We start from the raw sequence: 18097 nt of genomic DNA on the forward strand, positions 1-18097 counted from the left end.
TTACCTGCACCGGCCCCTTCGCGGGCATGCCCGCGAAGGGGCCGGCAAAGACAACATCAACTTACCGGCCGTAAGTGATGCCCTTCACATACCAGGTCGCTTCACCGGTAGGTGTGTGCACCACCACCTCATCGCCCTCCTCCTTCTTGAGCAAGGCCCGCGCCATGGGCGAGTCGATCGAGATGTAATCGTTGCGCCCGTAGATCTCGTCATAGCCGACAATGCGAAACTTCATGGTCTCGCCATCGTCATTCTCGATCTCGACCCAGGCACCAAAAAACACCTTGCCTTCCTGTTGCGGCGAGTAGGCCACCACCCTCACATCTTCAAGCCGCTTGCGCAGGTAACGCACCCGGCGGTCGATTTCGCGCAGCAGCTTCTTGTTGTACTGGTAGTCGGCATTTTCGCTGCGGTCGCCCAGTGACGCCGCCCAGGCAACCTTCTGGGTGATCTCCGGGCGATAGACGCGCCACAGGTGGTCCAGCTCTTTCTTCAGCGCCTCATGGCCTTCCGTGGTGATGATGTTGGTACTCAACAGCGCACTCCTCAGCGGCGGGTAATCAGGCCTTGGCGCGCGATGCGGGTGAGGTGGCCAATGACTTCGGCGGCCTCGTCCGGCGCCGGGGCCTGGATAACGGCCAGGTCGAAACGGTCATTGCCGTATTGCGCCAGGTGGCAGCCGATATCGACGAACTGGATCAGGAAGGCACGCGCCTGGCCCTTGCGACGGGACAGGCCTTCGAGGTGACGCAAAAGGGTGGGCTGATGCTGGCCGCCGAGCAGAATGCGCGGTGTGCGGGCCGCCTGGCTGGCTGGCAAAGGGCTCAAACAGACACTGGTACGTGGACAACTCATGGAGCTTCTCTCCGCCTCGCGAATCCCGCTGGGCAGCGGTGGGAGGCGTCACCGAACCAGCGCTTTAGCGGTATTTCGGTGGGCCCGGAGGGGGCTTTCCTGCGCCCCGCAAGTAGCTGTTTAAATCGGCGCAGGCGGTATGCTAGAGCGATGAGCTACAAGTTGCAAGCTAGAAGCCGCAAGCAAAAGCAGGCCGAGTACCGGCCCGCTCTTGCTTGCGGCTTGCAGTTCACTGCTTGCAGCTGTTTACCGGGCGATCAGGCGGTCCAGCGAAAAGCGGCCAGCGCCTTCGATCATGACGGCAACGGTGCCGGCCAGCAGCGCCAGGGCGAACTCGTAGCCGTTGTTTGACATGAACAGGCCGTTGCCGATGTGCACGGAGAGGATCGCCACCACCAGCGTTACGCTCAGCGCCAGGGCCGCCGGGCGAGCCAGCAAGCCGACCACCAGTGCCAGGCCGCCGAAGAATTCGGCGCTACCGGACAACAGGGCCATCAGGTAGCCCGGGGCCAGGCCGATGCTTTCCATCCACTGGCCGGTACCTTCCAGGCCATAACCGCCGAACAGGCCGAACAGTTTTTGCGCGCCGTGCGCCATGAAGATGATGCCGACCAGGATGCGGATAACGCTGAGACCGGCGCCGGCGCGGGTGGAGAACAGGGCGTTGAGGGTAGTGTTGTTCATGTCGAAGCGTCCTTGAAGCGAAGAAGTTGTGTTGGGATGGACGCCATCATAATCAATTCTATAGATATGAAAATCGTAAAAAACCCAACATAACAATCGATATAATCGATTTATCAGCGCTTTGCCACACGCTCCAGCGCAGCCCGCTCGCGGTTGAACGCCAAAAAGTACTTGTTGACACTGTTGACGAAGTTGACCGGCCCCATGCCCACCTGCTCCATGGCGATGCGTTCGGTCTGGAAGAACCACTGGTCCCCGTTGAGGCCGCGCCGCCGGGCTTCGGAGCGCATCGCCTGGACGCGTTCGGGGCCGAGGTTGTAGGCCGCCAGCGTAAAAGCCATGCGCTCGCGCTCGTTGATCTTGGCGCTGGCGAAGAACTTGCGCCGGATCAGCGCCAGGTAGCGGGCGCTGGCCTGCACATTGCCATCCACCGTGGCGGTGTTGCTCACTCCCACGCGCTGGGCGGCCGAAGGGGTAATCTGCATCAGACCATGGGCGCCTCCCGTGCCGCGTGCAGCCGGGTTCAGCGTCGACTCCTTGAAGGCCAGGGCGGCCAGGTTGAGCCAGTCGATCTGCTGCGCCTGGCCATGCTTCTGCAGCACCGCCCGCACCGAGGCTAGGCGCTGGCGGTCCTTGCTGGCCAACGGGTTGTGCACCCGGTACTGGCGCCGGTAGATACGCTCGAAGGCGGCATCCTGGTTGTCTGGTGCGCGGTAACCTTGCAGGAAGTGATCGACCGTGGCCAACAATTGCGGCGCATCACGCCCCACATACCAGCGCATGGCTTGCGGCGCCCCCAGGCGTACCCGACTGTCCAGGCGCAGGCGCGGCATGACCCGCGCCCAGCGCCGGGCAATGGGCTGCTCAACCACCGTCAGGTGGTAGATGCCAGCCTGCACCATCTCCAGTACATCCTCCACCGCCAGCGTCGAGTCGACCCACTCCACCTTGATCGGCGGACGCTTGCGCAGTGCCAGTTGCTGGTTAGCCTGCTGGATCAGCGGTCCGGCGGCACTGGCGCTGGTCAAGGCCACGGTCCGCCCGGACAGCTGCTCGACCTTGCTGAAGCTTCGCTCGCCTTTGCGCCCGACCAGCATCAACGGCACCTGGTCGAGTATCGGCGCACTGCTGCTCATGCCGCGCACCGTGCTGGGGTCAAGCAGCTCGCCCGGCGCAGCCAGGTCGCCCTCGCCGCGGGCCAGAGCGCCCAGCAACTGCTCCTTGGCCCGCGGTATGAGCTTTAGCTGGATCCGCTGGTCATCGGCGGCACGCGCATTGAGATAATGCTCCAACGCCCGCAGGCGGTAATACTCGATGCCGACCGGCTCGCCCTTGACCTCGCCAGAGCTGTTGCGGCTCTGGTTGACCAGCACCCGCAGCACTTTGCTGGTACGAATCTGCTGCAGGTCACGCACCTTGGCGGGCGGTATGTTCTGCTGCGGCCCCGGCGCGCGCGCCTGTGCCGGGCCGGTCAGGGTCAGCCCGAGCGTCAGCAGGAAAACAAGCCAGCATCGCAGCATGCAAAACGTGTCCGTGGTGGTTGGGCGGCATCCATGGACTGCACCGCCAAGTGAGAAATGACGATAAAAGACCACGGTAACAGCATGAAGTTCTTGGTTTTTCAGAAAAAACGCGGATTTTGCTATGCTGGCCGCCCCGCGGCACGAGATAGCACCATGCAACTGATCGATATCGGCGTCAACCTGACCAACAGCAGTTTCCACGATCAACAGGCGGCAATCGTTGAGCGCGCCCTTGAGGCCGGGGTGACGCAAATGGTGCTGACAGGCACCAGCCTGGCAGTCAGCGAACAGGCGCTGGAGCTGTGCCAGCAGTTGGACGCCAGCGGTGCGCACCTGTTCGCCACTGCAGGCGTGCACCCCCACGATGCCAAGGCCTGGGATGCTGGCAGCGAGCGCCAGCTGCGCCAGCTGTTGAATGAACCACGCGTGCGCGCCGTGGGCGAATGCGGCCTGGATTTCAACCGTGACTTCTCCCCTCGCCCACTCCAGGAACAAGCCCTGGAAGCCCAGTTGGCACTGGCCGCAGAGCTGCGCCTGCCGGTGTTCCTGCACGAGCGAGACGCCAGCGAGCGCTTGCTGGCGATTCTCAAGCATTACCGCGACCATCTGACCGGCGCGGTGGTGCACTGCTTTACCGGCGAGCGCGAGGCACTGTTCGCCTACCTGGACATGGACCTGCACATCGGCATCACCGGCTGGATCTGCGACGAGCGCCGTGGCACCCACCTGCACCCGCTGGTGGGCAACATCGCCGAAGGGCGGTTGATGCTGGAGAGCGATGCACCCTACCTGCTGCCACGCAGCCTGCGGCCCAAGCCGAAGAGCGGGCGCAACGAGCCGGCGTTTCTGCCGGAAGTGTTGCGCGAAGTGGCGCTGCATCGGGGCGAATCAGCCGAGCACACGGCGGCGCATACCACCGCGACGGCGCGGGCGTTCTTCCAGCTCCCTTGAGCCCTGCACGCTGGCTGTTGATATGGGTCAACATCTAGCTGAGCGAGTGCAGGCACAATGATGGCACCTTGCCAAAATTGTTTCCGCTCAACTCAGAGAAGACCTGCCCATGGGTGCCTGGCTTAGCAATGTTTCCCTGAAGTACAAATTCTGGGCCGTCAATGCGGTGGCCTTTGTCACGACCCTGCTGCTGGTGCTCTATGCCGTGCACCTGGAGCAACGCGCCCGCGCCGAAGCGGCGCAGGCGCAGGCGGCAGCGCAAGCCCAGCTGCTGGCTGCCTGGCCTGCCGGGCAAGCACTGCCGCGCCCGGACAACGTCATCAGCTGGTCGGCCGGGCAAACGCCGGCTTTCGCCGGCGAGGCGCTCGATAGCCTGCGCAACGCCCAGGGCTGGGTGGAGCTACCAAGCGCCTGGATCCTCGGCGAAAACCCACTGCGCGGGGCGCAGGTAGTGCGCCACGGCGACCAACAGGTGGCCGTGCTCGCCCAGTCGCCAAGCCTGCGCCAGGTATTCTTCGAGCGCTTCAGCAACTACGCGGTATGTGTGCTGGTCCTGATGCTGGCCATGCTCGGCGCCTCGCAATTGCTGATCCGCTTCCTGCTCAGCCAGCTCAATACCCTGAAGGATGTGATGCTGCACGTGGAAAGGACCGGCGACCTGGCGGCCCGTGTGCCGCTGGCCTGCGGCGACGAGGTCGGCCAGATGGCCGGGGCCTTCAATGCCATGCAGGCCACCTACCACCGCGTGGTCAGCACCGTCGCCCACACCGCTGCACAGTTGGACTCGGGCGCCGCACGCCTGGCTGCCAGCATGAACAACGTACGCACCGGCATGCTCGGCCAGCAGAGCGAGACTGACCAGGCCGCCACCGCCATCAACGAAATGTCAGCGACGGTGCACCACATTGCCCAGCATGCCGGTGCCACCCGTGACCTGTCACAAACCGCCGACACCTTGGCCGGCAGCGGCAAAGAGGTGGTCAGCCGGGTGCAGGATTCGATCTCCGGGCTGTCCAGCGGTGTGCAGCAAACCGCCGAAATGATTCGCCAACTGGCCGAAGACAGCCAGAAGATCAACAGCGTGGTCGGTGTAATCCACAGCATCGCCGAGCAGACCAACCTGCTGGCGCTCAACGCCGCCATCGAAGCGGCGCGCGCCGGAGATCTGGGCCGCGGCTTTGCGGTGGTAGCCGATGAGGTGCGCAACCTGGCCAAGCGCGTGCAAACCTCTACCGACGAAATCACCATCATGGTCTCTGCCCTGCAATCAGGCACCCGCGATGCAGTGGAATTCATGCAGGAAAGCTCGTACAAGGCCGACGATTGCGTCCGCCAGGCCCAGGAGGCCGGCGAGGCGCTGGCGGAGATTACCGGTGCTGTGGCGCAGATGCGCGAAAGCAATACCCAGATTGCCGTGGCGGCCGAGCAGCAAAGCCAGGTGGCCGAGGAAATGAACCGCGCCGTGGTCAGCATCCGCGATGTCACCGAACAGACCGTGCAACAGACAGTGGGCTCGGCAACCACCAGTAGCGAACTGGCGACCCTGGCCGGCGAACTGAACAGGGCCATTGGCCAGCTCAAGCTATAGTCACCATAGCCAGCCTCGATTGGCCCCCGCCCGGGGGCCGCACTAAGCTTTGAGCATGACCGAGAGGAAATGCCCATGAGCAAACGCCTGCCCAACCTGCCCGCCTGGCAATGGCGCGGCTACCACAATAACCATCGCCACCCGGCCAATCTGGTGCTGCACCTGATTGCCGTGCCGCTGTTCATTCTCGGCGCGCTGCTGATTCTGTCGGGGCTGTTCGGCCTGGACCTGGGCCAGATTGCCGTTGGCGTGATCGCCCTGATTGCCGGCCTTGGCTTACAGCGCCATGGTCATCGCCTGGAGGCCGAACAACCTGAGCCGTTCGCCAATCGCCAGGATGCCGTGCAACGTTTGCTGACGGAGCAGTTCATTACCTTTCCGCGCTTTGTGCTGAGTGGGGCCTGGTGGAAGGCCTGGCGGGAGCGGCACAAACACCGCCATTGATGCCATGGGGCTGCTTTGCAGCCCAATCGCGACGCAAGGCCGCTCCCACAGGAATCACGCGCAATCTGAAAATTGCGAGATCCTTGCGGGAGCGGCCTTGTGTCGCGAAAGGAGCGCGCAGCGCTCCCAGATTGATCAGGCAAACACGGTGACGGTCTGTCGGCTCAGGGCCAGCAACTCGCCCTCTGCCGTCCACAACGCCGCAGCAGCATGCCCATAACCCTCCCGCGCATGCTCGGTCTCCACGCAGTACCGGCACCAGTCCAGGGTCGACAGCTTCGCCGTGGGCTGGATGAACTCGATGGTCCAGGTCAGGGTGCTGCCCGCTGCGGGCTGCTTGAGAAACGGCATCAGGCTCGGCGGCCAGGCATCGACCAGCGCCAGCAAGTGCGACTCATTGACCTGCTCTTCAGCTACATCCCGCAAGCGCACCCAGCCGCCCATCCTGCGCGACTGATTGCCACTGAACGGCAACCCTCCCACCGCCCAGCGCAAGGCCACGTGCCGCATGAACTCCGGGGTAACGCCTTTGATATACGGTAACTCGGGAGCAGCGTCGTCGAGTGCTGGCATTTCCATCGCCGGTGACGCGGGCACGTCGACCACCGAAGGCCGGCCCGCACCGAAATTGCCCTGCACCAGGGTCACCACCTGGCCATCCTGGACAGCGCGGCCTAGCAAGGTGCTGACCGCCTTGCCTTCACGCAATACCTCCACCTCGAAACGGATTGGTACATCTGCAGCCGCAGGGGCGACGAAGCTGATGGCCAGCGAGCGCACAGGGCGGCTGTCGGAGAGTTTCAGGCGCATGGCCTCATAAACCATGGCCGCCATCAGCCCGCCAAAGGCAGCGCGGCCCTGGGCCCAGCCAGGCGGAATGCTGACGGCATCCGGGTTGGCCCGCACGGCGTCGAGCAGTTGGTTGAAGTTCATTGGCTGGCTCCTGCCCGCAGTGAAAAGGTCTGCCCATCGTAGCTAGCAAACCCCGGGCGATCAGCCCGCATATCGGTCAATTGTCGGGCTAGCGACGCGCCAGCACCTGCAGCAGGGCATCCAGCGTCACATCCGACTTGCGCTCGGCCTCGTGCAGCTCCTGCTCCCACGCGACTTTGCAGGGGGCCAGGTCAGCATGCTCGCGTGCCTGCAGCAACCACTGCAGGCGGTCATGCCATTTGCCCAGGTCGCCCTGTGCCTTTTTCAGCAGGCGCTGCAGTTTCTTCCCGGCGTGGTCGAGTTGTGGGTAGGCCTCGTCGCCATAGCGCGCACGCTTGATCAGCAAGCGCAGGCGGTGGCGGTCGTGAGCGGGGTCTTGCAAGGCTTCGTGCAACTTGCGCCATTGCTTGACCAGGCGTTTGTCAATGCGTTTGTCCAGTGACTTGACCAGCCCCTCGCGGCCTGCCGCCCGCAGGAACAACGGAAACGCGTCGACAATCGCCAGCACCCGGGCCAGCTGCGGGCTGGCAGCGACACTGGCAAAGGTCCTGCCACGCCCTTCCAGGCGCCGCTGGCCGGCGGCGGTATAGCCGCGCCCGATCAGCTCGGCTGCCAGCACCTCCCGGTCACGCAGCGGCGTGGTCAGGGTACCCAACGCGCTGGCGGCACCCTCCAGCTGCTCCACGCCAGGCAGCCCGCGCAGCGGCCGCAGCAGGCTGCGCAGGCGCCGCAGGCTGATGCGCAAGTCGTGCAAGGCTTCGCTGTCGGTATCGGCAGCCAGGCGTTCGCGGCAGGCCATCAGGCGCACCTGCAAGGCCAGTATCTGGGCTACTACATGGTCTAGCATGGCAGACATACGACGCTCCTTGGTCAGCGCCCGGCGCGCGACTCACGAATGTAGAAGCGCGCCTTTTCGGCTTTGCGCGTACAGCTCTCGTAACCTTCGAACTGCTGCTGGGTCTTGGCCCCGGTCAGCAGCGACAAGGCCTTGGAGTAACTCACTGCACCGGCAAAGCCTTCGGCCTTGGCCAGGTCCAGTTCCTTCCAGGCGGCATCCAGCTGGGTCGCGCAGCTGTCACGGTAGGCCGTCTTGCCCGCGCAGCCAGCAAGGGCCAAGGCAATCAGTGGAAGGCAGATCCAGGCTTTCATCGGTAATACCTCAATGGAAAAAACAGTGGCTGTTCGACGCCCCGGCAGCTGAAAAGTGCCCTGCCCGGCCGGCTGTGCCCGGCCAGTTTTATTACAGTAGCTCAGCACGATCTACATTGAAGCACAGCCTGTGATGGGTGCATTGTAGGACCAAGGTTGCACTGGACGGGGATTATTCATGAGCAAACGCGTGGCACTGGTACTGGGCTCGGGCGGAGCCCGGGGGTATGCACACATCGGTGTGATCGAGGAAATCGAGCGGCGCGGCTACGACATTGCCTGCGTTGCCGGCTGCTCCATGGGTGCAGTGGTTGGCGGCATCTATGCTGCCGGCAAACTGAGCGACTATCGCAACTGGATCGAGAGCCTCGACTATCTGGATGTACTGCGCCTGGTCGACGTAAGCTTTCGCCTCGGCGCCATTCGCGGCGACAAGGTGTTCGGGCAAATCCGCAAGATCGTCGGCGAGATCAACATCGAGCAATTGCGCATCCCTTATACAGCGGTTGCGACCGACCTTACCAACCAGCAGGAAATCTGGTTTCAGGAAGGCTGCCTGCACCAGGCCATGCGCGCCTCGGCGGCCATCCCCAGCCTGTTTACCCCTGTGATGCAGGGCAACCGTATGCTGGTCGACGGGGGCATCCTCAACCCGCTGCCGATTGTGCCTGTGGTGTCCAGCCACTGCGACCTGATCATCGCCGTCAACCTCAACGCCACCAACCAGAAGCAGTACCAGTTGCCGGTGATCGAGCGCCCCGCGGCGTTCAAGATGCGCTTTGACTCCTTGCTGAGCTCATTGGGCTCTCGCTTGCCATTCCGGCGCAAGCCGGCGGAAGAGTTGATGCGCATCGAACAGGAAATAGTCGCCGAGGGCCTGGCGCCGCCCAACCCGTGGCTGGCAGATGCCGCCGACCCGGAAGGCCAGCAACCGGCGGCGGCACCGGAACGCCAGGGCGCGCCAAAGTCGGCGACCGGCTCGTTCATCATCGACAACGTGGGGCCTGCTTCGCTGCTGGACTTGATCAACCAGAGCTTCGAGGTCATGCAGACCTCACTGGCGCAATACAAGATCGCCGGGTATCCACCGGATGTGCTGATCAACGTGCCCAAGCGGGTCTGCCGGTTCTTCGAGTTCTACAAAGCGCCCGAGCTGATTGCGTTGGGACGGGAGATTGCGCGGGATACGCTGGATAACTATGAAGGGGTGAAACGCTAAGCGTCGTAGCAACCGCGAAGAGGCCGGCACAAGCGACAGAAACGAAACAGGCCGCACGAGGCGGCCTGTTTCTTCATGCAGCGATCACCTTAGTAACGGGTGATATCCGCATTGGCTTCCAGCTGCTTGCGGTAGGCCGCGAAGTCCTGCTGGCCAGCACGCGACGCGAGGTAGCGGCGGATCTGCTGCTTCTCTTCGTCGGTGGCGGTAGCGCCTTCGTTGACGCCCTTGAGCTGCAGCACCACCAGGCTACCGTCACGCAGCACTACGCTGCCATACACCGGCTTGCCCTTGGCTTGCGGCTTGCCCAGGCGGAACAGCGCCTGCAGTTCGGCCGGGTCAATACCGTCCTCGCCACGGGTAACTGCTTCATAGGCCTTCCAGCCTTGCCCTTCGTGCACGCTGTCAGCTGCGATGGAACCGTCACGCAGGCCGGCGATCAGCTTGTCCGCCTTGGCCTTGAGCTCGGCAGTCGCCTTCTCTTTGGCCAGATGTTCGCGGATGTTGCTGGCCACCGCTTCCAGCGGCAGTTGCTCCGGCTTGCGGTGCTCCTTGACGCGCAATACCACGGTGGTCTCCGGGTCGAGCTCGATGGCGGTGCTGTTGGCAGCCTCCTCCAGCACTTCTTCGGAGAACGCAGCCTGCACCACCGAACGGTTGGCGGTAATACCTTCACCACCCTCGCGACCGAAGGCTGCAGAGGTCTGCACCTTGAGGTTCAGGTCCTGAGCCGGCTGGGCCAGGTCGGAAGCCTCGTAGGCAGCATCCTGCAGCTGCTTGCTGGCATCGACGTAACGCTGCTCGACCAGCGGGGTTTTCAGGTCGCGGGTCAGCTTGTCCTTCAAGCTGGCGAAGCTCGGCACTTCAGGTGCCTGCACACCCAGCAGCTTGATCAGGTGGTAGCCAAACTCGGTGCGCACTGGCGTCGAGACCTGGCCGTCCTGCAGCTTGTACAGCGCATCCTCGAACGCCGGGTCGTACACACCCGGGCCGGCAAAGCCGAGGTCACCACCGCTGTTGGCCGAACCCGGGTCCTGGGAGAACTCCTTGGCCAGCGCGGCAAAGTCCTCACCCTTGGCCAGGCGCTGCTCGATCTCTTCGGCACGAGCCTTGGCCTGGGCGTCGGTGACCTTGTCGTTGACCTCGATGAGGATGTGCGCGGCATGGCGCTGCTCGGCGAGGTTGGCGATTTCCTTCTCGTACTGGGCCTTGAGCTCTTCGTCGGTCACTTTGACCTGGTCGAAGAACACCGACTTCTTCAGCTCGATGTAGTCGATCACCACCTGGTCAGGCGACATGAACTCCTTGGCGTGCTGCTCGTAATGCGCCTTGACCTCTTCGTCGCTGACCTTGACCGCGGCCGGGTCGGCCTTAAAGGTCAGGGAGGCGAAATCGCGGGTCTGCTTCTCCAGGCGAGCGAAGGCATCGACCTGCTGGTCGGTGACAAAGCTGCTACCCGCCAGGCCGGTGCGCAGCTGGCCGATGAGCATTTCCTCGGCGAGCATCTCGCGGAACTGCATGCGGCCGTAGCCCATCTGGCGGATGACCTGGTCGAAACGGTCAGCACTGAACTTGCCATCCACCTGGAACTCCGGCGTTTGCAGGATCACCTGATCCAGCGCAGCCTCGGAGAAGGCAAACTTGGCATCTTCGGCGCCTTGCAGCAGCAATTTGCGGCTGATCAGGCCCTTGAGCGCCTCTTCACGCAGCAATTTGTCTTCCAGCAGCGCTGGGTCGAAATCCTTGCCCAACTGTTGCATCAACTGACGGCGCTGCATGTCGGCCGCCTGGGCCAGCTCGTTCTGGCTGATGGTCTGGCCGTTCACCTTGGCGGCGTCCTGGCTATGGGTGGCGGCCTGGAAAATAGCTTCGAAACCGGTCAACGCCATCAAGACGACGATAAGGCCGATGATGGTCTTGGCAATCCAACCTTGTGAATTGTCCCTGATATTTTGCAGCATGCGTCCCCCAGAAACGGCTGTACCACTGCGTCGACAACCGCGGAGCGTGGGTAGAATCCTGATAAAAGAAAGGCGCATCCGAGGATGCGCCTTTTCTTAGCAAACGTGTCAGGCGGGAACGTTTGCGCCCCGCCTTCAGCGTGCTCGGCCCCGGCAAAGCCAGGTCCGGCTGAAAGACGACTTAGTTGACGGCGTCTTTCAGGCCTTTGCCAGCCTTGAAACCTGGAACCTTGGCGGCTTCGATCTTGATCGCCTTACCGGTTTGCGGGTTACGGCCAGTACGCTCGGCGCGGTCCTTTACCGAGAAGGTACCGAAGCCAACCAGAACGACGTCGTCGCCTGCTTTCAGGGCACCGGTTACGGAGTCGATCACAGCGTCCAGAGCCTTACCTGCGGTAGCTTTGGAAATGTCAGCCGATGCAGCGATAGCGTCAATCAGTTCCGACTTGTTCACTCTAAGTCCCCTTATTTCTCTATTGAGTTTGTTTCTAAGTATGTAATGAAAAGCTTATGAAACGTGCGCTGGGTGGCTTGATGACAATAGCGTGCCGCTTTATAGCAAGGGCCCGAAAAAACTGTCAAGGAAAGCCCCCCAGCCAAAAACTACTAATGCGTGCTGATTCTTTCCTTAGCATCGCCGTCGCGCTTTTCATCTTTCGCGACAATCTCAGGAGCCACATCTGGCAAGGGCTCCGGGGCGTATTGCAGCGCAATTTGCAGGACTTCGTCAATCCATTTGACCGGTTTGATCTGAAGATCCTGTTTGATATTTTCCGGAATCTCCTTCAGATCGCGAACATTCTCCTCTGGAATGATCACCGTCTTGATGCCGCCACGGTGTGCCGCCAGCAGTTTTTCCTTCAACCCGCCAATGGCCAGCACCTGGCCACGCAGGGTGATTTCGCCGGTCATGGCCACGTCGGCACGTACCGGAATCTGCGTCAGGGCCGACACCAGCGCGGTGCACATGCCCACGCCCGCGCTTGGGCCGTCCTTCGGCGTGGCGCCTTCCGGCATGTGGATGTGTACGTCGCGCTTCTCGTGGAAGTCGGCGGCAATCCCCAGGCTACGGGCGCGGCTGCGTACCACGGTCTGTGCGGCGGTGATCGACTCGACCATCACATCGCCCAGCGAGCCGGTCTTGATCAACTGACCCTTGCCGGGGATGACCACGGCTTCGATGGTCAGCAGTTCGCCACCCACCTGGGTCCAGGCCAGGCCGGTGACCTGGCCGATCTGGTCCTGCTGCTCGGCCAGGCCGTAACGGAACTTGCGCACGCCCAGCAGGTGCTCCAGCTGCTCGCTGGCCACCTTGACCTTGACCTGCTTCTGCCCGGTATGTTCCTTGACCACCTTGCGGCAGACCTTGGCAATTTGCCGCTCCAGGCCCCGCACACCGGCTTCGCGGGTGTAGTAGCGGATGATGTCGCGGATCGTCGAAACATCGACCTCAAGCTCTTCCTTCTTCAAGCCGTTGGCCTTGACCTGCTTGGGCACCAGGTACTTGACCGCGATGTTGATCTTCTCGTCCTCGGTGTAGCCCGGAAGGCGGATGACTTCCATCCGGTCGAGCAGCGCCGGCGGGATATTCATCGAGTTCGAGGTGCACAGGAACATCACGTCCGAGAGGTCGTAGTCGACTTCCAGGTAGTGGTCGTTGAAGTTGTGGTTCTGCTCCGGGTCGAGCACTTCCAGCAGTGCCGAAGCCGGGTCGCCACGCATGTCGCTGCCCATCTTGTCGATTTCATCGAGCAGGAACAGCGGGTTGCGCACACCCACCTTGGTCATCTTCTGGATCAGGCGGCCAGGCATGGAGCCGATATAGGTACGGCGGTGGCCACGGATCTCGGCCTCGTCACGCACGCCACCCAGGGCCATGCGCACGAACTTGCGGTTTGTGGCAGCAGCGATCGACTCGGCGAGCGAGGTCTTGCCCACGCCAGGTGGGCCGACCAGGCAGAGCACCGGGCCGCGGATTTTCTTGACGCGCTTCTGCACGGCAAGGTACTCGAGGATGCGTTCCTTGACCTCTTCCAGGCCATAGTGGTCGGCATCGAGAATTTCCTCGGCCTTGGTCAGGTCCAGACGCACCTTGCTCTGGGCCTTCCACGGCACCTGCACGAGCCAGTCGAGGTACGAACGCACCACCGTGGCCTCGGCCGACATCGGCGACATCTGCTTGAGCTTGTTCAGCTCGGCCTGGGCCTTGGCCAGGGCATCCTTGGGCAGGCCAGCGGCTTCGATGCGCTTTTTCAGCTCTTCGACTTCGTTGTGGCCTTCGTCACCATCACCGAGCTCTTTCTGAATGGCCTTCATCTGCTCATTCAGGTAGTACTCGCGCTGGCTGCGCTCCATCTGCTTCTTGACCCGACCACGAATGCGCTTTTCAACCTGCAGCAGGTCGATTTCAGCATCCAGCAGCGCCAGCACGTGCTCGACACGGGTGGTCAGGTCGACAATTTCGAGAATTTCCTGCTTCTGCTCGATCTTCAGGGCCATGTGGGCCGCCATGGTATCGACCAGACGCCCTGGCTCTTCGATGCTGTTCAGCGAAGACAGCACTTCAGCAGGGACTTTCTTGCCCAACTGCACATACTGCTCGAATTGCGACAGCAACGTGCGCACGAACACTTCCGACTCGCGCTCGGCGGCGTCGGTTTCGTCGATCAGGGAGACTTCGGCACGGATGTGCCCTTCTACTTCGGTGAAACGCTCGACCGCGCCACGCTGCTCGCCCTCGACCAGCACCTTGACGGTGCCATCAGGCAGTTTCAGCAGCTGCAGCACAGTGGCAACGGTGCCGACACGGTACAGGGCGTCCTCGCCCGGATCGTCGTCGGCCGGGTTTTTCTGGGCCAGCAGCAGGATCTGCTTTTCGCCCGTCATCGCTGCCTCGAGGGCTTCGATGGACTTTTCGCGCCCCACGAACAGCGGGATAACCATGTGCGGGTAAACAACGACATCGCGCAATGGCAAAAGAGGCAAGTCGAGGGTGGTCTTCATGATTTCGCCTCTACAGCGGCCTTATGGCCGGAAACCGGTGGAAATGATGCTTGGACCTAATGTGGGGGCACGCTTGGGAAATTACAAGCGCTAGCGCAGGAAAAGCAGAAAGGGGCCCGTAGGCCCCCTTCTTGCTTGCAACCGTCACCGGCCATTGCCCGAATCAGGCGTCTGGCGCGGCCTTGGCTTGCGGCTCGCTGTTCTCGTAGATCATCAGCGGCTGCGAAGTGCCTTCGATGACGCTCTCGTCGATCACCACCTTGCTGACATCCTTCTTCGAAGGGATCTCGTACATGGTGTCGAGCAGCACACCTTCGAGGATCGAACGCAGGCCACGGGCGCCAGTCTTGCGCTCCAGGGCCTTGCGTGCAACGGCCTTGAGTGCATCGCTGCGGAACTCGAGGTCGACGCTTTCCATCTCGAACAGCTTGGCATACTGCTTGGTCAGCGCGTTCTTCGGCTCGGTGAGGATCTGCATCAACGCAGCCTCGTCCAGCTCGTCGAGGGTAGCCAGCACCGGCAGACGGCCGACGAATTCCGGAATCAGGCCAAACTTGACCAGATCATCCGGCTCGACCTCACGCAGGGACTCGCCAACCTTCTTGCCTTCTTCCTTGCTGCGCACTTCTGCGCCAAAACCGATGCCACCCTTGGTGGAACGGCCCTGGATGACTTTTTCCAGGCCCGAGAACGCGCCACCGCAAATGAACAGGATGTTGCGGGTATCGACCTGCAGGAACTCCTGTTGCGGGTGCTTACGCCCACCTTGCGGCGGTACCGAGGCCACAGTGCCCTCGATCAGTTTAAGCAGCGCCTGCTGCACGCCCTCACCCGAAACGTCACGGGTAATGGACGGGTTGTCCGACTTGCGCGAAATCTTGTCGATTTCGTCGATGTAGACAATGCCCATCTGGGCCTTTTCCACGTCGTAGTCGCACTTCTGCAACAGCTTCTGAATAATGTTTTCGACGTCCTCACCCACATAACCGGCCTCGGTCAGGGTGGTGGCGTCAGCAATGGTGAACGGTACGTTCAACAGGCGTGCCAGGGTTTCGGCGAGCAGGGTCTTGCCCGAGCCGGTCGGCCCGATGAGCAGGATGTTGCTCTTGCCCAGTTCGACTTCGTCGCCCTTCTTGTCACGCTGGTTCAGGCGCTTGTAGTGGTTGTATACCGCTACGGCCAGCACCTTCTTCGCGCGCTCCTGACCAATGACGTACTGGTCCAGGATGCCGCTGATTTCTTTCGGCGAAGGCAATTTGTGCGCGCTGCTCTCGGCCTGGGCTTCCTGCACCTCCTCACGGATGATGTCGTTGCACAGGTCGACGCACTCGTCGCAGATAAATACCGAGGGCCCGGCAATCAATTTGCGCACTTCGTGCTGGCTTTTGCCGCAGAAGGAGCAATAGAGCAATTTGCCGCTGTCCTCGCCGTTACGGGTGTCAGTCATTCGATCGATCCAATCCGGTAGGCTTGCAACACAAGATGAAGGCAATTGCGGGCTTTTTCAAGTCCGCAGGTAGGCGCTTTCCGCGCCTACCTGCTCTGACACCCCGGTTCAGGAGGCCAGTTGCCGCTTGTCGTAGACCGAGTCGATCAGGCCGTACTCGGCCGCGCGCGAGGCGCTCATGAAGTTGTCACGCTCAGTATCACGCTGGATGGTCTCGAGGTCCTGGCCGGTGTGGTAGGCCAGCAGCTCGTTGAGACGCGCCTTGATGCTGAGGATTTCCTGGGCGTGAATCTGGATGTCGGTAGCCTGGCCCTGGAAGCCGCCCAATGGCTGGTGAATCATCACCCGCGAGTTAGGCAGGCAGTGACGCTTGCCCTTGGCACCGGCGGTCAACAGGAACGCACCCATGCTGCAGGCCTGGCCGATGCAGATGGTCGAGACGTCCGGCTTGATGAACTGCATGGTGTCGTAGATCGACATGCCAGCAGTCACCGAACCGCCTGGGGAGTTGATGTAAAGATGGATATCCTTGTCCGGGTTTTCCGCCTCAAGGAACAGCATCTGCGCCACTACCAGGTTGGCCATGTAGTCTTCTACAGGACCTACCAGGAAGATCACTCGCTCCTTCAACAGACGCGAGTAGATGTCATAGGCGCGTTCGCCACGGGCGGACTGCTCGATAACCATCGGGACCAGGCCGCCTGCGGCCTGGATGTCAGAGCTCTGCTGAATATAAGAATTGCGGGACATGTCCTGCGCTCACTCCCAAATAGTCATGGCTTGAATACGCACAAGCCAGCGCGAAGGCTGGCTTGTGGGGGTTTCCTACGAGAGAAAACGTATTACTCGGCTTCGGCTGGTGCCTCGGCTGGTTTTACGGCTTCTTCGTACGAGACCGACTTGTCGGTCACAGTCGCTTTCTGCAGAACAGTATCTACAACTTGTTCTTCCAGCACAACCGAACGCACTTCGTTCATTTGCTGGTCGTTCTTGTAGTACCAGGCGATGACCTGCTCAGGCTCCTGGTAAGCCGAAGCCATTTCTTCGATCATCTCGCGAACCTTGGCGTCGTCCGGCTTCAGTTCGAACTGCTTGACCACTTCGGCCACGATCAGGCCCAGCACTACGCGGCGCTTGGCTTGCTCGGTGAACAGCTCGGCAGGCAGTTGCTCAGGCTTGATGTTGCCACCGAACTGCTGAACAGCCTGCACGCGCAGACGGTTGACTTCGTTTTCCAGCAGGGCCTTTGGCACTTCGATCGGGTTGGCGGCCAGCAGACCGTCCATGACCTGGTTTTTCACCTTGGTCTTGATCGCCTGGCGCAGTTCACGCTCCATGTTCTTGCGAACTTCGGTGCGGAAGCCTTCCAGGGTCGACTCTTTGATACCGAACTGGGCGAAGAACTCTTCGTTCAGCTCTGGCAGCACAGGGGCGGCAACGCTGTTGACGGTGATGGTGAACTCGGCAGCTTTGCCAGCCAGGTCCAGGTTCTGGTAGTCCTCTGGGAAGGTCACGTTGACAACGCGCTCTTCGCCAGCCTTGGCGCCAACCAGGCCTTCTTCGAAGCCCGGGATCATGCGGCCGGAGCCCAGCACCAGCGGGGTACCCTTGGCCGAACCACCGGCGAACACTTCACCGTCAACCTTGCCGACGAAGTCGATGTTGACCTGGTCGTCGTTCTGCGCGGCGCGCTCGACAGCCTCGAAACGGGTGTTCTGCTTGCGCAGCACTTCCAGCATGTTGTCCAGATCGGCGTCAGCCACTTCGGCGCTCAGGCGCTCGACGTTGATCGACTCGAGGCCGGCAACGGTGAACTCAGGGAACACTTCGAAGATGGCGACGAATTCCAGGTCCTTGCCTTTTTCGAAGGACTTTGGCTCTACAGCAGGGGCGCCAGCCGGGTTCAGCTTCTGCTCGACGATGGCTTCGTAGAAGGAAGCCTGGACCAGGTCACCGAAAGCCTCTTGACGGGCGTCAGCTTCGAAACGCTGACGGATCACGTTCATCGGCACTTTACCAGGACGGAAGCCCGCAATCTTGGCGCGCTTGGCAGTCTGCTGCAGACGCTTGTTGACTTCGTTCTCGACGCGCTCGGCCGGAACGGCGATGGTCATGCGGCGCTCGAGAGCGGAAGTGTTTTCAACAGAAACTTGCATGGATATTCCTCGTTGCACAGACGTTAGCCGGCGTTAGCCCGACTCCAGAATCAAGGGCAAGCATTCTAGTGAGTCGCGCAGCAGAAGTCACCCCACTCGGGACGACGGGAAACCACGCCGGTCGATTAACTTTCAAGGCCCGCACGGCTTACCGCCGAGCCTGCTTCAATAAGGGCGGCACGAC

Annotated in this window: 17 protein-coding genes; 4 read left to right on the forward strand and 13 right to left on the reverse strand. The window is 61.8% G+C overall.

Annotation, left to right across the window (positions count from 1 at the left end):
* Nucleotides 1–61: 61 nt before the first annotated feature.
* The 4 genes from greB to SB756_RS18150 form a co-directional block, all read right to left on the reverse strand.
* On the reverse strand, nt 62–535 hold the full coding sequence (greB, locus tag SB756_RS18135) for a transcription elongation factor GreB (RefSeq protein ID WP_410911293.1): 474 nt from the start codon (nt 533–535) through the stop codon (nt 62–64).
* Nucleotides 536–546: 11 nt separating this feature from the next.
* Nucleotides 547–855, reverse strand: coding sequence for a hypothetical protein (locus tag SB756_RS18140; RefSeq protein WP_016500548.1), 309 nt, complete (start codon nt 853–855; stop codon nt 547–549).
* A gap of 246 nt (nt 856–1101) precedes the next feature.
* Nucleotides 1102–1539: a DoxX family protein gene (locus SB756_RS18145; protein ID WP_016500549.1), complete on the reverse strand. Its 438-nt coding sequence runs from the start codon at nt 1537–1539 to the stop codon at nt 1102–1104.
* Nucleotides 1540–1652: 113 nt separating this feature from the next.
* Nucleotides 1653–3059: a transglycosylase SLT domain-containing protein gene (locus tag SB756_RS18150; protein ID WP_410911294.1), complete on the reverse strand. Its 1407-nt coding sequence runs from the start codon at nt 3057–3059 to the stop codon at nt 1653–1655.
* A gap of 156 nt (nt 3060–3215) precedes the next feature.
* Here SB756_RS18150 and SB756_RS18155 point away from each other — a divergent pair, with 156 nt between their 5' ends.
* From SB756_RS18155 to SB756_RS18165, 3 genes are all read left to right on the forward strand, one after another.
* Nucleotides 3216–4013, forward strand: coding sequence for a TatD family hydrolase (locus SB756_RS18155; RefSeq protein ID WP_410911295.1), 798 nt, complete (start codon nt 3216–3218; stop codon nt 4011–4013).
* Between the two features lie 109 nt (nt 4014–4122).
* Nucleotides 4123–5601: a methyl-accepting chemotaxis protein gene (locus SB756_RS18160; RefSeq protein ID WP_410911297.1), complete on the forward strand. Its 1479-nt coding sequence runs from the start codon at nt 4123–4125 to the stop codon at nt 5599–5601.
* A 75-nt stretch (nt 5602–5676) separates the two neighbouring features.
* A complete protein-coding gene (locus SB756_RS18165; RefSeq protein ID WP_016500553.1) occupies nt 5677–6045 on the forward strand; it encodes an Mpo1-like protein in 369 nt (122 codons plus the stop codon).
* Between the two features lie 135 nt (nt 6046–6180).
* On the opposite strand, the gene SB756_RS18170 is transcribed toward SB756_RS18165, so the two are convergent.
* The 3 genes from SB756_RS18170 to SB756_RS18180 all read right to left on the reverse strand — a co-directional run bounded on the left by SB756_RS18170 (nt 6181) and on the right by SB756_RS18180 (nt 8127).
* Nucleotides 6181–6978 carry an acyl-CoA thioesterase gene (locus tag SB756_RS18170; RefSeq protein ID WP_410911298.1) on the reverse strand — a complete coding sequence of 266 codons (798 nt, stop codon included), beginning with the start codon at nt 6976–6978 and terminating at the stop codon, nt 6181–6183.
* An 88-nt stretch (nt 6979–7066) separates the two neighbouring features.
* Nucleotides 7067–7834, reverse strand: coding sequence for a CHAD domain-containing protein (locus tag SB756_RS18175; RefSeq protein ID WP_341798145.1), 768 nt, complete (start codon nt 7832–7834; stop codon nt 7067–7069).
* Nucleotides 7835–7848: 14 nt separating this feature from the next.
* Complete coding sequence (locus SB756_RS18180; RefSeq protein WP_003250254.1) at nt 7849–8127, reverse strand: lipoprotein; 279 nt, start codon at nt 8125–8127, stop codon at nt 7849–7851.
* A gap of 178 nt (nt 8128–8305) precedes the next feature.
* On the opposite strand from SB756_RS18180, the gene SB756_RS18185 reads away from it, so the two are divergent.
* Complete coding sequence (locus tag SB756_RS18185; protein WP_341798144.1) at nt 8306–9346, forward strand: patatin-like phospholipase family protein; 1041 nt, start codon at nt 8306–8308, stop codon at nt 9344–9346.
* An 89-nt stretch (nt 9347–9435) separates the two neighbouring features.
* On the opposite strand, the gene SB756_RS18190 is transcribed toward SB756_RS18185, so the two are convergent.
* The 6 genes from SB756_RS18190 to tig form a co-directional block, all read right to left on the reverse strand.
* Entirely contained in the window at nt 9436–11307 is a 1872-nt protein-coding gene (locus SB756_RS18190) for a SurA N-terminal domain-containing protein (protein ID WP_049276840.1), read from the reverse strand.
* 181 nt (nt 11308–11488) lie between these two features.
* Nucleotides 11489–11761 (reverse strand): HU family DNA-binding protein, encoded by a 273-nt coding sequence (locus SB756_RS18195; RefSeq protein ID WP_016485887.1) that lies wholly within the window; start codon nt 11759–11761, stop codon nt 11489–11491.
* 152 nt (nt 11762–11913) lie between these two features.
* Complete coding sequence (gene lon / locus SB756_RS18200; RefSeq protein WP_410911300.1) at nt 11914–14310, reverse strand: endopeptidase La; 2397 nt, start codon at nt 14308–14310, stop codon at nt 11914–11916.
* A 163-nt stretch (nt 14311–14473) separates the two neighbouring features.
* Entirely contained in the window at nt 14474–15757 is a 1284-nt protein-coding gene (gene clpX, locus SB756_RS18205) for an ATP-dependent Clp protease ATP-binding subunit ClpX (protein ID WP_016485885.1), read from the reverse strand.
* Between the two features lie 108 nt (nt 15758–15865).
* The gene (gene clpP, locus SB756_RS18210) at nt 15866–16507 is read right to left on the reverse strand and encodes an ATP-dependent Clp endopeptidase proteolytic subunit ClpP (protein WP_012271562.1); all 642 of its coding nucleotides are present in this window, start codon (nt 16505–16507) and stop codon (nt 15866–15868) included.
* A 92-nt stretch (nt 16508–16599) separates the two neighbouring features.
* Nucleotides 16600–17913 (reverse strand): trigger factor, encoded by a 1314-nt coding sequence (tig, locus tag SB756_RS18215; RefSeq protein WP_016500559.1) that lies wholly within the window; start codon nt 17911–17913, stop codon nt 16600–16602.
* Nucleotides 17914–18097 lie beyond the last annotated feature (184 nt).

It is taken from the genome of Pseudomonas sp. SIMBA_068 (genome assembly GCF_046534705.1).
Taxonomy (GTDB): Bacteria; Pseudomonadota; Gammaproteobacteria; order Pseudomonadales; family Pseudomonadaceae; genus Aquipseudomonas; species Aquipseudomonas putida.

Excerpts from the sequence above, each read along its gene's own strand:
- SB756_RS18185 (WP_341798144.1), top strand. The coding sequence starts at position 8,306 with ATGAGCAAACGCGTGGCACTGGTACTGGGCTCGGGCGGAGCCCGGGGG.
- clpP (WP_012271562.1), bottom strand. The coding sequence starts at position 16,507 with ATGTCCCGCAATTCTTATATTCAGCAGAGCTCTGACATCCAGGCCGCA.
- SB756_RS18145 (WP_016500549.1), bottom strand. The coding sequence starts at position 1,539 with ATGAACAACACTACCCTCAACGCCCTGTTCTCCACCCGCGCCGGCGCC.
- SB756_RS18150 (WP_410911294.1), bottom strand. The coding sequence starts at position 3,059 with ATGCTGCGATGCTGGCTTGTTTTCCTGCTGACGCTCGGGCTGACCCTG.
- SB756_RS18155 (WP_410911295.1), top strand. The coding sequence starts at position 3,216 with ATGCAACTGATCGATATCGGCGTCAACCTGACCAACAGCAGTTTCCAC.
- clpX (WP_016485885.1), bottom strand. The coding sequence starts at position 15,757 with ATGACTGACACCCGTAACGGCGAGGACAGCGGCAAATTGCTCTATTGC.
- SB756_RS18165 (WP_016500553.1), top strand. The coding sequence starts at position 5,677 with ATGAGCAAACGCCTGCCCAACCTGCCCGCCTGGCAATGGCGCGGCTAC.
- tig (WP_016500559.1), bottom strand. The coding sequence starts at position 17,913 with ATGCAAGTTTCTGTTGAAAACACTTCCGCTCTCGAGCGCCGCATGACC.
- SB756_RS18175 (WP_341798145.1), bottom strand. The coding sequence starts at position 7,834 with ATGTCTGCCATGCTAGACCATGTAGTAGCCCAGATACTGGCCTTGCAG.
- SB756_RS18160 (WP_410911297.1), top strand. The coding sequence starts at position 4,123 with ATGGGTGCCTGGCTTAGCAATGTTTCCCTGAAGTACAAATTCTGGGCC.
- lon (WP_410911300.1), bottom strand. The coding sequence starts at position 14,310 with ATGAAGACCACCCTCGACTTGCCTCTTTTGCCATTGCGCGATGTCGTT.
- SB756_RS18190 (WP_049276840.1), bottom strand. The coding sequence starts at position 11,307 with ATGCTGCAAAATATCAGGGACAATTCACAAGGTTGGATTGCCAAGACC.
- SB756_RS18140 (WP_016500548.1), bottom strand. The coding sequence starts at position 855 with ATGAGTTGTCCACGTACCAGTGTCTGTTTGAGCCCTTTGCCAGCCAGC.
- SB756_RS18170 (WP_410911298.1), bottom strand. The coding sequence starts at position 6,978 with ATGAACTTCAACCAACTGCTCGACGCCGTGCGGGCCAACCCGGATGCC.
- SB756_RS18180 (WP_003250254.1), bottom strand. The coding sequence starts at position 8,127 with ATGAAAGCCTGGATCTGCCTTCCACTGATTGCCTTGGCCCTTGCTGGC.